14 protein-coding genes are annotated in these 13,435 nt (G+C 72.0%); 7 read left to right on the forward strand and 7 right to left on the reverse strand.

From position 1 onward, the window contains the following. Nucleotides 1–113 precede the first annotated feature (113 nt). A complete protein-coding gene (locus tag ACIRPX_RS14905) occupies nt 114–944 on the forward strand; it encodes a sulfotransferase family protein (RefSeq protein ID WP_404193483.1) in 831 nt (276 codons plus the stop codon). A gap of 36 nt (nt 945–980) precedes the next feature. Here the strand turns inward: ACIRPX_RS14905 and ACIRPX_RS14910 are convergent, their stop codons facing one another. Together ACIRPX_RS14910 and ACIRPX_RS14915 are read right to left on the reverse strand one after the other, a co-directional pair. Next, nucleotides 981–2,666, reverse strand: a complete 1,686-nt coding sequence (locus ACIRPX_RS14910; protein ID WP_404193485.1) for a carbohydrate binding domain-containing protein — start codon at nt 2,664–2,666, stop codon at nt 981–983. Between the two features lie 126 nt (nt 2,667–2,792). After that, nucleotides 2,793–3,938: an ATP-grasp domain-containing protein gene (locus tag ACIRPX_RS14915; RefSeq protein WP_404193488.1), complete on the reverse strand. Its 1,146-nt coding sequence runs from the start codon at nt 3,936–3,938 to the stop codon at nt 2,793–2,795. Between the two features lie 269 nt (nt 3,939–4,207). On the opposite strand from ACIRPX_RS14915, the gene ACIRPX_RS14920 reads away from it, so the two are divergent. After that, nucleotides 4,208–5,068: a metallophosphoesterase family protein gene (locus ACIRPX_RS14920; protein WP_404193491.1), complete on the forward strand. Its 861-nt coding sequence runs from the start codon at nt 4,208–4,210 to the stop codon at nt 5,066–5,068. Beyond that, nucleotides 5,065–5,748, forward strand: a complete 684-nt coding sequence (locus ACIRPX_RS14925) for a 4'-phosphopantetheinyl transferase (RefSeq protein ID WP_404193493.1) — start codon at nt 5,065–5,067, stop codon at nt 5,746–5,748. The genes ACIRPX_RS14920 and ACIRPX_RS14925 overlap by 4 nt, the downstream gene beginning before the upstream one ends. 18 nt (nt 5,749–5,766) lie before the next feature. Here the strand turns inward: ACIRPX_RS14925 and ACIRPX_RS14930 are convergent, their stop codons facing one another. Further along, nucleotides 5,767–5,994: a hypothetical protein gene (locus ACIRPX_RS14930; protein WP_404193496.1), complete on the reverse strand. Its 228-nt coding sequence runs from the start codon at nt 5,992–5,994 to the stop codon at nt 5,767–5,769. 253 nt (nt 5,995–6,247) lie between these two features. Here ACIRPX_RS14930 and ACIRPX_RS14935 point away from each other — a divergent pair, with 253 nt between their 5' ends. Next, nucleotides 6,248–7,291 (forward strand): alpha/beta fold hydrolase, encoded by a 1,044-nt coding sequence (locus ACIRPX_RS14935; RefSeq protein WP_404193498.1) that lies wholly within the window; start codon nt 6,248–6,250, stop codon nt 7,289–7,291. A 69-nt stretch (nt 7,292–7,360) separates the two neighbouring features. Here the strand turns inward: ACIRPX_RS14935 and ACIRPX_RS14940 are convergent, their stop codons facing one another. Both ACIRPX_RS14940 and ACIRPX_RS14945 read right to left on the reverse strand, forming a co-directional pair. After that, the gene (locus ACIRPX_RS14940; protein WP_404193500.1) at nt 7,361–7,909 is read right to left on the reverse strand and encodes a toxin-antitoxin system, toxin component; all 549 of its coding nucleotides are present in this window, start codon (nt 7,907–7,909) and stop codon (nt 7,361–7,363) included. Nucleotides 7,910–7,923: 14 nt separating this feature from the next. After that, nucleotides 7,924–8,577 (reverse strand): helix-turn-helix domain-containing protein, encoded by a 654-nt coding sequence (locus tag ACIRPX_RS14945; protein ID WP_404193502.1) that lies wholly within the window; start codon nt 8,575–8,577, stop codon nt 7,924–7,926. A gap of 223 nt (nt 8,578–8,800) precedes the next feature. Here ACIRPX_RS14945 and ACIRPX_RS14950 point away from each other — a divergent pair, with 223 nt between their 5' ends. After that, nucleotides 8,801–9,463 (forward strand): hypothetical protein, encoded by a 663-nt coding sequence (locus ACIRPX_RS14950; protein WP_404193504.1) that lies wholly within the window; start codon nt 8,801–8,803, stop codon nt 9,461–9,463. Nucleotides 9,464–9,478: 15 nt separating this feature from the next. On the opposite strand, the gene ACIRPX_RS14955 is transcribed toward ACIRPX_RS14950, so the two are convergent. Both ACIRPX_RS14955 and ACIRPX_RS14960 read right to left on the reverse strand, forming a co-directional pair. Further along, the gene (locus ACIRPX_RS14955) at nt 9,479–10,252 is read right to left on the reverse strand and encodes a cache domain-containing protein (RefSeq protein ID WP_404193506.1); all 774 of its coding nucleotides are present in this window, start codon (nt 10,250–10,252) and stop codon (nt 9,479–9,481) included. A gap of 40 nt (nt 10,253–10,292) precedes the next feature. After that, on the reverse strand, nt 10,293–11,018 hold the full coding sequence (locus ACIRPX_RS14960; RefSeq protein WP_404193633.1) for a FadR/GntR family transcriptional regulator: 726 nt from the start codon (nt 11,016–11,018) through the stop codon (nt 10,293–10,295). Between the two features lie 128 nt (nt 11,019–11,146). Here ACIRPX_RS14960 and ACIRPX_RS14965 point away from each other — a divergent pair, with 128 nt between their 5' ends. Both ACIRPX_RS14965 and ACIRPX_RS14970 read left to right on the forward strand, forming a co-directional pair. Next, complete coding sequence (locus tag ACIRPX_RS14965; RefSeq protein ID WP_404193509.1) at nt 11,147–12,184, forward strand: ABC transporter ATP-binding protein; 1,038 nt, start codon at nt 11,147–11,149, stop codon at nt 12,182–12,184. 47 nt (nt 12,185–12,231) lie between these two features. Next, nucleotides 12,232–13,434, forward strand: a complete 1,203-nt coding sequence (locus tag ACIRPX_RS14970) for an ABC transporter substrate-binding protein (protein WP_404193512.1) — start codon at nt 12,232–12,234, stop codon at nt 13,432–13,434. The last annotated feature ends 1 nt before the right edge of the window (nt 13,435 follow it).

The raw sequence follows: 13,435 nt of genomic DNA on the forward strand, positions 1-13,435 counted from the left end.
GCGGTTCGCCTCCACCCCCTGGGATGCGGTCCTCGGAGCAAGAGGAAGGTGTCAACGTGAGTGACCGCCGTATGTCCGCGATTCGCAGGGGCCTCAGGCGTCGCGGAAGGCTCATGGCCCAGGCGGTGAGCCCGCCGCGCCGGACCCTCGACGCCGTGCCGTCCCCGCGCGGCCCCGAGCCGTCCTACACCGCCCCTCCCGCCCCGCGCCTGGTGGAGTCGCCGGTCTTCGTCCTGTCCTCGGTGCGCTCCGGCTCGACCCTGCTGCGGGTCCTGCTGAACAGCCACAGCCGCATCCGCGCCCCGCACGAGATGCATCTGCGCACGGTGCACGTCCACCTCTCGCGCGGGTTCACCTCCGACGCCATGCGGGAACTCCAGCTGGACAAGGACGAGTTGGAGCATCTGCTGTGGGACCGGGTGCTGCACCTGGAGCTGACCCGCAGCGGCAAGGAGGTCATCGTCGACAAGACCCCGCCCAACACCCTCATCTGGCCGCGCCTGCGGCGATGCTGGCCCGACGCCCGCTACATCCTGCTGCTGCGCCACCCGGGAGCGGTCATCGCCTCCCTGACCGCCCGCCGCGCGGACCCGGACCACGAGGCCATCCGCGCCGAGGTCCTCGACTACAGCGAGAAGCTGGAGGCCGCGCGGCACGCCCTCGACGCCCACATGGTGACGTACGAGGACCTCACCGCCGAACCGGAGCGGACCACGCGCGGCCTGTGCGCGTACCTCGGCGTCGAGTGGGAGCGCGGCATGCTCGACTACGGCGCCCAGGACCACGGCACCTTCCGCCCGCAGCTCGGCGACTGGTCGAGCACCATCAGGTCGGGCCGTGTCCAGCCCGCCCGGTCTGCCGGGGAGACGGCCGAACTGCCCCCGCGGCTGGCGGAGCTGGCACAGGCGTGGGGGTACCCGGTCGGGGCACCCCCACGCCGGTGAGGGGCGGGCCCGGGCCGGTGTGCCGGCCCGTCGGACTCAGCCGGTGAACCCGGCCGTGATCGAGGTGAACTGCCAGTTGTTCTGGCTGATGCCGGAGCAGTTGCTCACCACGCCGCCGCCCGGGCAGGGCCGGTCGCGGTTGACCGACCAGAAGGCGAGCCGGGCGATGTGATGGCTGTTGGCCCAGTCCCGGACCTGGGTCCAGATCGCCGGGGTGGTGGTCTCCTGCTGGTCGGACAGACCGTTCATGCCGGAGATGCCGATGTGGGAGTACGCGGTGGCGTCGTCCCAGCCGAAGGTCGACTTCAGTTTGGCCTTCAGCCCCTCCGCGGCGTTGACGGTGTTGCCGTACATGTCGGAGCCGCCGCCGAAGTCGAACGGCATGATGGTGAAGACGTCGATGCCGGCGTTCAGCGACTGGGCCTGCTCGATGAGCCGGTTGCCGTAGTACGTCGGGCCGGTGGTCGAGGTGCCGAAGGTGACGATGGTCCGCAGGCCGGGGTTGTTGGCCTTGACCGTCTTCAGCGCGGTGAGGATCTTCGCCTGGACGGCCTCGTTCTCGAACTCGTCGCTGTTCTCGATGTCCATGTCGATCGCCTTGAGCGAGTAGGCGTCGATCACCTTCTGCAGGGCGCCCGCGAGCGCGCTCGCGGAGGAGCAGTTGGCGCCGAGCTTGCTGCCCTGCCAGCCGCCGAACGAGGGCACGATGTCACCGCCCGCGGAGCGGACGGCGTTGATCGCGCTCTGGTCGGCGCCGCCGGTCAGCGGCCGGCTGCCGTCCCAGGCCGGGGTGCAGCCGCCGGAGTCGAGCACGAAGGCCATCGTGAACCACTTGACGCCGGTCGCGCTCATCACCGTCGACGGGCTCGGCGGATCGCCCCAGCCCTCGTAGAGGTAGGGCGCGGCCTGCTTGAAGCCGGTGCCGCCGCCCCCGCCCGCGTTCGTGGTCACGGTCACGGCGTTGGAGGCGCCGGAGGTGTTGCCGGCCGCGTCCCGCGCCTTGACGGTGAAGGTGTACGCCGTGCTCGACGCGAGCCCGCCGACCGTGGCGCTCGTACCGGAGACGCTGAGCACCTGGTTGGAGCCGCTGTAGATGTCGTACGCGGTCACCCCCGTGTTGTCGGTGGAGGCGTTCCACTTCAGCGACACGCTGGAGGAGGTCTTGCCGGTGGAGGTCAGCCCGGTGGGCGCGGTCGGCGCCTGGGTGTCACCGCCGCCGCCCCCGCCGGGACCGTCCAGGCTGATGTCGTCGGCCCAGTACGTGCCCTGCGCGTACCAGCCGTGGACGTAGATCGTCGCGCTGGTCTGCGAGGCGCCGGTGGTGAAGGAGACGCTGAGCCGGCTGTACGCCGACGGCGACGTGGTCCAGGTGGAGGCGCCGCCGTCGACGCCGAGATACACGTAGGAGCCGCGCACCCAGCCGCTGAGCGCGTAGGTCGTGTTCGGCTGCACCGAGACGGTCTGCGTGCACTGCGCGTTGTCGCTGGAGGTCACCGCTCCCTGCAGGGCCTTGGAGCCGCCGTGCACGGGGGAGGAGACGACCGAGCCGAGATTGCCGGAGCAGGTCCACGGGGAGAGGCCGCCCGACTCGAAGCCGGGATTGGACAGGACGTTGGCCGCCTGGGCGGTGCCGGGGAGGGCGATGGCTCCCGCGAGCGCGAGGGCGGCCGAGCCGAGAAGTGCGAAGAACCGGCGTCTGTGACGCCCGGAAGTGTTGCGCATGCGATCTCCCTGGAGAAATGGGGGTGTTCGGGAGTGCAGGAAGGTGCGCAACCAAGTTGGTATGGACCAATCGTGGTGTCAAGTGCTGCGCCATGATTGGTCCATACCGGTTGGCGGTACGGGGTGTCAGGCCGGGGAGATCGCCCGGGCGCCGGTGTCCGCCTGGGCCGCTCCGGCGGGTTCTGCCGCCCGGGCGGGCACAGCCGGCAGCAGGGGCTCCGCCTCCTGGGTGCGCTGCTGCGGCAGCGTCACCGGGCGCAGCGGGCGCGGACCCGAGACCACCGTGTAGTCCTGGCCGAGGAACGGCGGCGTGATCTCGCCCGGGTCCTCGCCGAGGGCCAACTGCACGGCTGCCCAGGGGGCGTTGACCCCGCACTGGGAGAGCTGGTGCAGCCCGCCGGCCGGGCGCGTGTTGACGTCCATCAGGACCGGCCGGTCACCGTGCATGCGGAACTGGATGTTGGAGAGGTGGTGCAGCCCGAACCCCTCCGCGATCCGCCGGGCCGGCTCCAGCCACTGCTCGTGCAGTGTGAAGCCGCGGCGGCGGCCGTTCTTGGTGCGGCCGACGGCCAGCCGGACCCGGTTGTCGGGGCCGGTGAGGCAGTCCACCGACACCTCCGGCTGCTTCAGGCGCGGCATCACCAGCCAGTCGACGGGCTCTTCGGCCTGGCGCAGCGCCTCGACGACGAGGCCGAGCGGCACGTACGGGCTGGGGAAGCCGCTCAGGTGCACCATCGAGAAGGGGGAGCGGGTGATCATGCGGAAGCCGACCCCGCCCGCGCCGGAGGCGGGCTTGAAGCACGCGGTGTGCCCGTCCGCCTCCAGCTCCTCCACGGCGGCGACGAGTTCCTCCGGCGACCGGACCCGCCACCACGGTGGCACCGGAGCCCCGATCGCCTGCACGGCCTCGTAGGCGACGATCTTGTCCTCGAAGACGGCCACGGCCTCCGGGGGCGGCGCCAGCAGCGCCGTGCCCACGGCCTCGAACTCCGCGCGGTGCGCCACGACCGCCGACTGGTGCAGCCGCGGCACGAACACGTCGATGCCGCGCCGCTGGCACTGGTCCAGCGCGAACTCCACGTACCCGGCGGGGGAGAGCCCCTCCGGCTCCAGCTCGGCGGTGTCGGCGGCGGCCAGCACGGGGGAGTCCGGGTCCCCGTGCGTCGCATGGATCTCCACCGCGCGATCGCTGGGATTTCTGCGCAGCTGATCCATGAAGAACACGTTCTCCGCGTACGTGCGGTTGAGCCAGACGCGTACGCGAGAGACCATGCAGGCCGCCTTTACGGTGTGCGGGCAGGGCGGAGCGGCCCGTGCCCGGGCAGGGTGTTTGGAGGGTCACCAAACCGCCCCTGTCTGAAGGGAGTTCGAGGCGGTGGTGTCGGGGCGATCATACGGCCTCGGAAGGGGTGCGCGTGCAACGTCCGTGTTACGGATTCCTGGAGACCTCGCACCCGACGGGCCGCCTTGTCGGCGGACCGTGCCATGTGTTCTCGTGGTGCCGTTCGTGAGTGCGCTCGGTGCGTGGAGGGGGACGCGAGGTGACGTCGAGGGCCGGGGGTGCCGCGCAGCTGCTGGCCATCAGCGACCTGCACATCGGATACGCCGAGAACCGCGCCCTGGTCGAGGAGATGCGGCCCGGCTCCGACGAGGACTGGCTGCTCGTCGCCGGCGACGTCTCCGAGATCGCCTCCGACATCCGCTGGGCCCTGAAGACGCTCGCCGGCCGCTTCGCCCGGGTGATCTGGGCGCCGGGCAACCACGAGCTGTGGACCCACCCCAAGGACCCCGTCACACTGCGCGGCGTCGCCCGCTACGAGCACCTCGTCGGGATGTGCCGCGAGCTGGGCGTCCTCACCCCCGAGGACCCCTACGCGGTCTGGGAGGGCCCCGACGGCCCCGTCGCCGTCGCACCCCTCTTCCTCCTCTACGACTACTCGTTCCTGCCGGCCGGCTGCACCACCGCGGAACAGGGGCTGGAGTACGCGCACGGGACCGGGATCGTGTGCACCGACGAGTACCTGCTGCACCCCGACCCCTACCCGAGCCGCGCGGCCTGGTGCCGGGCCCGGGTCGCCGAGACCGAGCGCAGACTCGCCGAGCTCCCCGCGGACCTGCCCACCGTGCTCGTCAACCACTACCCGCTGGACCGGCACCCCTGCGACGTCCTGTGGTACCCCGAGTTCGCCATGTGGTGCGGCACCGAGCTGACCGCCGACTGGCACCGGCGCTTCCGCGTGGAGACGATGGTCTACGGGCACCTGCACATCCCGCGGACCACCTTCCACGAGGGTGTCCGCTTCGAGGAGGTCTCGGTCGGCTACCCGCGCGAGTGGCGCAAGCGGCCCGAGCCGCCGGGGCGACTGCGCCGCGTGCTGCCGAAGGAGGTGGGCGTCGGGTGATCGAGGAACTGCTGCCGCACGAGGTGGTGGCCGTGGAGGTGCACGGCGACGACGGCGGCGAGTACGCGCCGCTGTACCCCGAGGAGGCCGCGGTCGTGGCGCGGGCGGTGCCCAAGCGCCGCCGTGAGTTCGCCCTCGCCCGGGCCTGCGCGCGGCGGGCCATGGACAAGCTCGGTGTGCCGCCGCAGCCGCTGCTGCCCGGCGAGCGCGGCGCCCCGGTCTGGCCGCCCGGGCTCGTCGGCAGCATGACCCACTGCGACGGCTACTGCGCCGCCGCCCTGGCCCGCGCCGCCGACCTGGCCTCCCTCGGCATCGACGCCGAACCCCACCAGCCGCTCCCGGAGGGCGTCCTGGAGGCCGTGGCCCTGCCCACCGAGACGCAGCGGCTGCGCCGCCTGGCCGGGGAGCGGCCCGGGGTCCACTGGGACCGGCTGCTGTTCAGCGCCAAGGAGTCCGTCTACAAGGCGTGGTTCCCGCTGACCGGGCGGTGGCTGGACTTCACGGAGGCCGACATCGAGGTGTCGGTCGGCCCGGACGCCCCGCTGCACGGCGGCCTCCGCGCCGAACTCCTGGTCCCCGGTCCGCTGGTCGGCGGCCGGCGCCTCGGTCACTTCGAGGGCCGGTGGACCGTCCAGCGGGGGCTGGCGGCGACCGCCATCACCGTCTCCCCGCTCTCCTGACGCCTCTTCGAGCGGCCGTCACGGCTGCGGGCACCAGGTCTGCAGCAGGCGGAAGAACTCCTCCTCGTTCCCCGTCAGGCCCGCGGCCGACAGGGCCTGTTCGGCCTCCTCCAGCACGGCGGGCGGCACGACGGGTGGCCGGGGATCGCCGGGAGGGCCGTCGAAGGCGGCGCGTACGGTGTGCAACAGGCGCAGATAGGCCTGCACGGCGGTCCGCTCGCGGTCGGTCAGTACGGCGGTGGGCATCGTCGGCTCTCCCCTGTCGGCCTCGTCACTCCACGCCCGCACGAAGGGGCGCGACTCCAGCTTGCCCGCCACCACTGACAACGGGGTCGCCGCCCTGCTCACCGCGTCGCCCGAGCGGCGGCACCCCGGCCCGCCGGACGGCCGTGTAGCGGCGGCGAAACGTCCGCGAAATCCCTTGTGGGAAAGCGGTTCTACGCTGGAGGACAAGGGGTACGGCCGCTGCCGCGCGGCCGGGGAGCAGGAAGGCGAGCGCATGGTCGACGTCCCGGGACGGAGCCCGGTGCGCTCCGTACGGCTGCGCCCTGTGGGGGACGGGGAACTGGAGCTGAAGTACCGCGTGGTGCACGGCTACCGGCGTGCCTTCCGGATGGCCGGCGAGGGGCCGGTGCTGGTCCTGATCCACGGCATCGGGGACTCCTCGGCCACCTGGGCGGAGCTGATCCCGGACCTCGCGCGCACGCACACCGTGATCGCCCCCGACCTGCTCGGCCACGGCGCCTCGGACAAGCCGCGCGCCGACTACTCGGTCGCCGCCTACGCCAACGGCGTGCGGGATCTGCTCACCACGCTCGGCATCGAGTCCGCGACGCTGGTCGGGCACTCGCTCGGCGGCGGCGTGGCCATGCAGTTCGCCTACCAGTTCCCCGAGCGCACCGAGCGGCTCATCCTGGTCAGCGCGGGCGGCGTCGGCCGCGAGGTCAACCCCGTGCTGCGGCTGGTCTCCGTGCCCGGCGCCCATCTGCTGCTGTCCGCGCTGCGGCTGCCGGGCATGCGGCTGCAGGTCGGCCTCGCGGTGAGCCTGATGCGGCTGCTGGACACCGACCTCGGCCAGGACGCCCCCGACCTGCTCACCCTCGTCGACGCCCTGCCGGACGAGACCTCGCGCAGCGCCTTCATCCGCACCCTGCGCGCGGTCGTCGACTGGCGCGGCCAGGTCGTCACCATGCTCGACCGGTGCTATCTGACCGAGGGCATGCCGACCATGCTGCTGTGGGGAGACCGCGACAGCGTGGTGCCGGTGCGGCACGCGTACGGGGCGCACGAGGCGATGCCGGGCAGCCGGCTGGAGATCTTCGAGCAGGCGGGGCACTTCCCGTTCCACAGCGACCCCGCGCGGTTCGTCGCGCTGGTCGAGGACTTCACGGCGAGCACGGCCCCGGCCGACTGGAGCCGCGAGCACTGGCGCGAGCTGCTCAGGCAAGGGCGTCCCGGCACCCTCGCCGGCCGCCCGGACACGGTCCGCAACCGCCGGATGGAGATCGAGCTGCGAGAGGCGAGCGAGCGCAGCGCGACGTGAGGCGGACGGGGGACGCGCCTGCGCCCTCCGGGACGCTGCCGGGTTCACTGCGGCGGGAGCCGAGGCCGCTCAGCCCTGCGGCCCGAGATACCCGAGCGACGCCTCGATCCGCCCCGCCAGGTGGTCGCGCTGCACCGGCGCCCGATGTCCCGAACCGGCCAGCCAGGTGCGGCACCTGCTGCCCAGGAGCAGGCCGAAGCTCTCGGCCTCCTGCTCGTCGGCGAGGTCGAAGCGGCTGCGGGCGGCCACCGCGCGGACGGTGGCGCGCAGGTCGGCCTCGTCGCTGAGCAGCCGGGCCGCGACCCTGGCCCCCTCGACGTGGTGGCCGCGGTGCCCGGCCGTCATGTGCCACAGCTCGTGGCCGAGGATCACCAACTGGTGGTCCGGCGCGGTCCGTTCCTCGATCACCACCAGGTCCTGCTCGGCCATGTCGAGCCACAGGCCGCTCGCGGTGCCGGCCGGGAAGGCGGCCGTACGGAAGTGGACCGGCCGCCCGCGGCGTCTGCTCATCGCCGCGCACAGGGCGCCGTAGAGGTCGTCGGGCCGGGCGGGCGCGGCGAGCGTGAGCTCCCCGACCAGCTCCTGGCACAGGCGGCGCATGTCTCTTCCGATGCCCACAGCTCTCCCCCGGCTCACGACTCGGGCCGTTTGACGCTCTCCAGGAGCATGTCCAGCCACTCCGCGACCTTGTCGCGGTGCTGGTCGGTGGGCAGTTGCGCGGCCCGCCAGGCGATTCCGCGGACGCCGTGGTCCTGGAGCAGCCGCTCCAGCGGGTCGTCGTCGGCCGCGGCCTCCTCCCGCTCGGCGAGCTTCTGCAGCAGCTCCTGCTCGGTGCTCTGCAGCGCGCCGGTGAGGGCCTCGGGGTCCTCGGCCGTGAGGAAGCCGGCGTGCACCCGGAAGAAGCGCTGGATGGCGTCGCAGTGCTCCATGGTGGGGCGCCGGTCGCCGTTGATGAGCGCGCCCGCCTGCTGGCGCGACATGCCGGCGCCGTCGGCGATCTCCTGCTGGGTGTACTTGCGCCCGTTGGGCTTGAGCCGGGTGCGGCGCAGCAGGTCCAGACGCTGCAGGAACCGCTCCTGCACATCGGGTTCGCCCGCCGGACTGCCGTGCAGCAGGGCCCTGACCACGGGCTCGGGCACCCCCGAGGCGGCGGACAGGCGTCCGGTGTCGAAGACCTCCGCGTGGGCGACGCCGAGCCGGTCGGCGAGCGCGGTGACGCGGGCGGCGACGGCCGACAGCGCAGCGCTCGCCGCCGTGGTGCCCGGACCCTGGAAGCCTTCCGTCACCGACAGATCTCCTACGTATCTCACAGGCTTCTCACAAGCGGTTGCCGTGAACTCGACGGAGATTACCGGGTAGTTCGAACTCACATCCAGACGTCGCCACAACTGTGGCCAATTTCAGCCGTCAACCAGCACGAAATGCCACGATAGTTGACACGATCCGCCTCGGGACCGCAGGATCAAGGCGCCGCGTGAAGGCCGCAGAGGCAAGAGGGGTGACCTCCCGATGGCATATCAGGCAGGTGGGCAGCGGTCGGCGCCGCGGCCCGTCCCCGAGAGTCTCGACGCCCAGGCGTATCTGGAGGACTACGCCGTCCTCCTGGAGGCCGTCCCCTTTCCGTCCGTCGTCCTCGACCACCGTTGGGACGTCGTCCTCTCCAACAACGCTTTCGCGTCACTTTTCCGTGAGGTGGGTCCGCACCCGACGGCCATGCCCGCCGACAACTTCCTCAGGTTCGTCCTCTTCCACCCCGACGCGGCCACGGTCCTCGGCGAGCACGAGTCGAGCTGGTGCCTGCCGATGCTGGCGCACTTCGCGGCCGCCGTGGAGCGCTACGGCCACGACCACGGACTGCAGTCCATCCGCCGCGACATCGCCCAGGACCCGATCATGGAGGCCGCCTACCGGCAGGGCCTGCCGCACTGGATCCGCGCGGTCGGCGAGCAGGCCGTGGCGCACGACGGCGCGGTGCGCACCCTGAGGCACCCCGATCCGCGCTGGCGCGCCACCGACTGCCGTGTGGTGGACGAGACGCCGCGGACGCTGCAGGACATGGGGTACACCCGGATCACGCTCGTGCTGCGGGAGGCCCGCCGCGAGCGGCCCCGCACCCGCAGGACGCGGCGCACGGCGGCGCATCTGACGGTGGTGCCGGCCCAGGGGGCCTGATCGCCCGCATCGCTCTCAGCCCCGCTCCCGGCCCGGCGCGATCACGAGCACGAGCGGGATGTCCCGGCAGGGCACGAGCCGCAGGTCGCGGAACCGCTGCGGCCGCGCCCGGTCCAGTACGGCGGCGAAGTCCGGTCCCTTGGTGAGGGATCCGGCGAGATGGGCGGGGTCCGCGGAGGCGGTCACCCGGCCGCGCGCGTTCACCAGATGGGCCGGCCCCGGCAGCCCGCGCAGCATCGGCAGCACGGCCGCCTCGAAGTGCCGTAGATACACGTCCGCCGCGGCCACCCCGGCGAAGCGGCCCGCCATCCGCACCGGCGCGGACAGCGTGAGGCTGTACTCGTCGGAGCAGAGGTAGTCGACGTAGGGCCCGGCCACGGTGCGCTCGCCGGTGTCCCGGGGGATGGTGAACCACTCCCAGTGGGTGTAGTCCGCGTACGCCGACTGCTCGGGATCGAGGTCGAGCAGCAGCGGCCGTACGCCGCCCTCGGCGTCGCTCTGCCACCACTCCAGCCAGGCCGGCACGTCACCGAGCAGTCCCGGGGCGGCGACGAAGCCGACACCGGAGACCAACTCGTGGCGGGCCAGGCGCTGATGGAGTCCCGGGCGGAGGGCGGCGAGGTCCACGGTGGCGGGGCGGCGGCCTTCGGCGGCCACCCGGTCCAGCAGCCGCCCGGTGTCGGTGCGGGTGGCGGCCACGGCGTCGAACACGCTCTCCAGCGCCGCGCGGACGCCTGCCGCGACCGCCTTCTCCGGCGCTGTGCCGGCTGCTGCCGTCGCGAGGCTCATGCGCACCCTCCAGCGAACGGGGGATCGGGCGCGGCGCGGCCTACAGCGTCAGGCGCAGCGCGACGAGCCGCGCCGTGGACTCCTGGACGCACCGTTCGGCCAGTTCCCCGGCCGTTGCGTGGGCCCCATCCTGCACCGCCGAGATTACGGAGCGGTGACGGTCCGCCACCTCTTCACGATATGCGTCGTCCCCGAGCACAAGACAGAGTACGGCGCCGATCTCGGTCTGCAGCGCGATCTGCTCCCGGGTCAGCCGCGCCGACTGCGCGGCGGCCGCCAGCTCCACATGGAAGCGGCCGTAGACCCGGCTGCGCGCCGCGCTGTCCGCCGCCTGGGTCAACTCCTCTGCCGTGCGCCGCAGTTGTGCGAGGTCGTCGGGCTCGGTGCGCTCGGCGGCGAGCCGGGCCGCCGCGCCCGACAGGGCGGCCCAGTGGTCGCCGAGATCGCGCAGCTCCTCGGTGCTCCAGCCGCGCAGCCGGACCCTGAGCCGCTCCTCGCCGGGGGTCTCGGGCAGCGAGACGAAGGAGCCGCCGCCGCGGCCCCTGCGGGTGGTGACCAGGCCCTGCTGGCGCAGGGCCATCAGCGCCTCCCGCAGGGTCACGGTGGACACGCCGAGCTGCCCGGCCAGCTCGCTCTCGCCGGGCAGCTGCTCCCCTTCGGCGAGCAGGCCGAGCTCGATCGCGTCGCCGATCCGGCGGACGACCGCGTCGACGCGCGCCCGGTTGTCCACCGGGGTGAAGACGGCCCGGCGGGCGCCGCCGTTCATCTGCTGCTGCTTCACGGGCACCACCTTGTGCGTTGACTCAAGCTTTACCCTAAGGGGGATTTGAGCTTTGAACTATGACTTCATATCTTTCCGTGCAACGTAAGAGAGCGCCAGAAAGGTTCCCGTGCATGGAGGGGATGGCGATCCGGCTGCACGGTCTGCGGAAGTCGTTCGGGGAGACGACCGCCGTGGCCGGGATCGAACTGGAGATCAGGGACGGGGAGTTCTTCTCGATGCTCGGTCCCTCGGGCTCCGGGAAGACCACCGTGCTGCGTCTGATCGCCGGCTTCGAGACCCCGACCGCCGGCCGCGTCGAACTCGCCGGACAGGAGGTCACGGACCTCGCCCCCTTCGAGCGCGACGTGCACACGGTGTTCCAGGACTACGCCCTGTTCCCGCACATGACCGTCGAGCAGAACGTCGCCTACGCCCTGAAGATCCGCAAGGTGCCCAAGGCCGAACGCCTGGTCCGCGCCCGCAAGGCGCTCGCCGAGGTCCGCCTCGAAGGCTACGGCGCGCGCCGCCCCGCCCAGCTCTCCGGCGGCCAGCGCCAGCGCGTCGCCCTCGCCCGCGCCCTGGTCGGCCGCCCCCGCGTACTGCTGCTGGACGAACCGCTCGGCGCCCTCGACCTCAAGCTGCGCGAGCAGATGCAGGTCGAGCTCAAGCAGATCCAGCGCGAGGTGGGCATCACCTTCGTCTTCGTCACCCACGACCAGCAGGAGGCGCTGACGATGAGCGACCGCATCGCCGTCTTCGACCTGGGCCGCATCCAGCAGGTCGGCACCCCCGCCGAGATCTACGAACGCCCCGCCACGCCCTTCGTCGCCTCCTTCGTCGGCACCTCGAACCTGATCGACGGCGAGGCCGCCCAGCGTGTCGTCGGCGACGTCGGCACCTACAGCATCCGGCCCGAGAAGATCCGCGTCCTCAAGGAGTCCGCGGAGAGCGACCGCCCGGACCACGCCTCCGCCACCGGCACCGTCACGGAGGTCGTCTACCTCGGCGACAGCACCCGCTTCCTGGTCGACCTCGACGCCGGCGGCCGCCTCACCGCGCTCCAGCAGAACCTGGAGACCTCCGCCGAGGACGTCGCCGCCTACCGCGGCACGCGAGTGCGCCTGCAATGGCACCGCCGCCACACCGTCCACGTCCCCGACACCCCCTGAAGTCCCGGTCCCGGCCGCCGAAGCCCTCACACCGCAGGGAGAACGACGTGCGTCTCACCCGAACCCTCCAGGCCGCGGCCTGCGCCGCCACCCTGCTCCTCGCCGCCGGCGCCTGCGGTTCCTCCGGCTCCGGCGGCGGCTCCTCCTCCACCGGGCTCAACCCCCCCGACCTCAAGGCGCCCACGCAACTCGGCAAGACCGAGGGCCAGGTCAACCTGATCGCCTGGGCCGGCTATGTCGAGGACGGCTCCAACGACCCCGAGGTCGACTGGGTCACCGACTTCGAGAAGCAGACCGGCTGCCAGGTCAACTCCAAGGTCGCGGCCAGCTCCGACGAGATGGTCAAGCTCATGAAGACCGGCGAGTACGACGCCGTCTCCGCCTCCGGCGACGCCTCGCTGCGCCTGATCGCCTCCGGCGACGCGGCGCCCGTCAACACCCAACTCGTGCCCAACTACCGGGACGTCTTCGCGGGGTTGAAGAACGGCAGCTGGAACTCCGTCAAGGGCCAGATGTACGGGATCCCGCACGGCCGCGGCGCCAACCTGCTGATGTACAACACCCGGAAGGTCACGCCCGCGCCCACCTCGTGGGCGGCCGTCTTCGACGACGCCGCCGCGTACAAGGGCCATGTCACCGCCTACGACTCCCCGATCTACATCGCCGACGCCGCGCTGTATCTCAAGGCCACCAAACCCGAGTTGAAGATCAAGGACCCCTACGCGCTGGACCAGAAGCAGTTCGACGCGGCCGTGGCCCTGCTGAAGAAGCAGAACGGATACGTCGGCGAGTACTGGAGCGACTACCTCAAGGAGGTCTCCGCCTTCAAGAGAGGCGACTCCGTGGTCGGCACCACCTGGCAGGTCATCGCCAACCTCGCGTCCGACGAGGGCGCCGAGGTCAAGGCCTTCGTGCCCAAGGAGGGTTCGACCGGCTGGTCCGACACCTGGATGGTCTCGGCCAAGGCCAGGCATCCCAACTGCGCCTACAAATGGCTGGACTGGATCGTCTCGCCCAAGGTCAACGCCGAGGTCGCCGAGTACTTCGGCGAGGCGCCCGCCAACTCCAAGGCGTGCGACCTGACCAGCGACAAGAACTTCTGCACCGTCTACCACGCCGCCGACGAGAACTACTGGAAGAAGATCGCCTTCTGGAACACCCCCATCGAGCAGTGCCTGGACGGCCGGACCGACGTCAAGTGCGTGCCGTACGCCAAGTGGGTCCAGGCCTGGACCGAGATCAAGGGCTGAC

Origin of the sequence: Streptomyces sp. NPDC101225, assembly GCF_044767585.1 — a bacterium.
Taxonomy (GTDB): Bacteria; Actinomycetota; Actinomycetes; order Streptomycetales; family Streptomycetaceae; genus Streptomyces.

What these genes read in the sequence shown, in the direction of transcription:
- ACIRPX_RS14905 (WP_404193483.1), top strand. Translation starts at nt 114, where the DNA reads ATGGCCCAGGCGGTGAGCCCGCCGCGCCGGACCCTCGACGCCGTGCCG.
- ACIRPX_RS14910 (WP_404193485.1), bottom strand. Translation starts at nt 2,666, where the DNA reads ATGCGCAACACTTCCGGGCGTCACAGACGCCGGTTCTTCGCACTTCTC.
- ACIRPX_RS14915 (WP_404193488.1), bottom strand. Translation starts at nt 3,938, where the DNA reads ATGGTCTCTCGCGTACGCGTCTGGCTCAACCGCACGTACGCGGAGAAC.
- ACIRPX_RS14930 (WP_404193496.1), bottom strand. Translation starts at nt 5,994, where the DNA reads ATGCCCACCGCCGTACTGACCGACCGCGAGCGGACCGCCGTGCAGGCC.
- ACIRPX_RS14935 (WP_404193498.1), top strand. Translation starts at nt 6,248, where the DNA reads ATGGTCGACGTCCCGGGACGGAGCCCGGTGCGCTCCGTACGGCTGCGC.
- ACIRPX_RS14950 (WP_404193504.1), top strand. Translation starts at nt 8,801, where the DNA reads ATGGCATATCAGGCAGGTGGGCAGCGGTCGGCGCCGCGGCCCGTCCCC.
- ACIRPX_RS14955 (WP_404193506.1), bottom strand. Translation starts at nt 10,252, where the DNA reads ATGAGCCTCGCGACGGCAGCAGCCGGCACAGCGCCGGAGAAGGCGGTC.
- ACIRPX_RS14960 (WP_404193633.1), bottom strand. Translation starts at nt 11,018, where the DNA reads ATGAACGGCGGCGCCCGCCGGGCCGTCTTCACCCCGGTGGACAACCGG.
- ACIRPX_RS14965 (WP_404193509.1), top strand. Translation starts at nt 11,147, where the DNA reads ATGGAGGGGATGGCGATCCGGCTGCACGGTCTGCGGAAGTCGTTCGGG.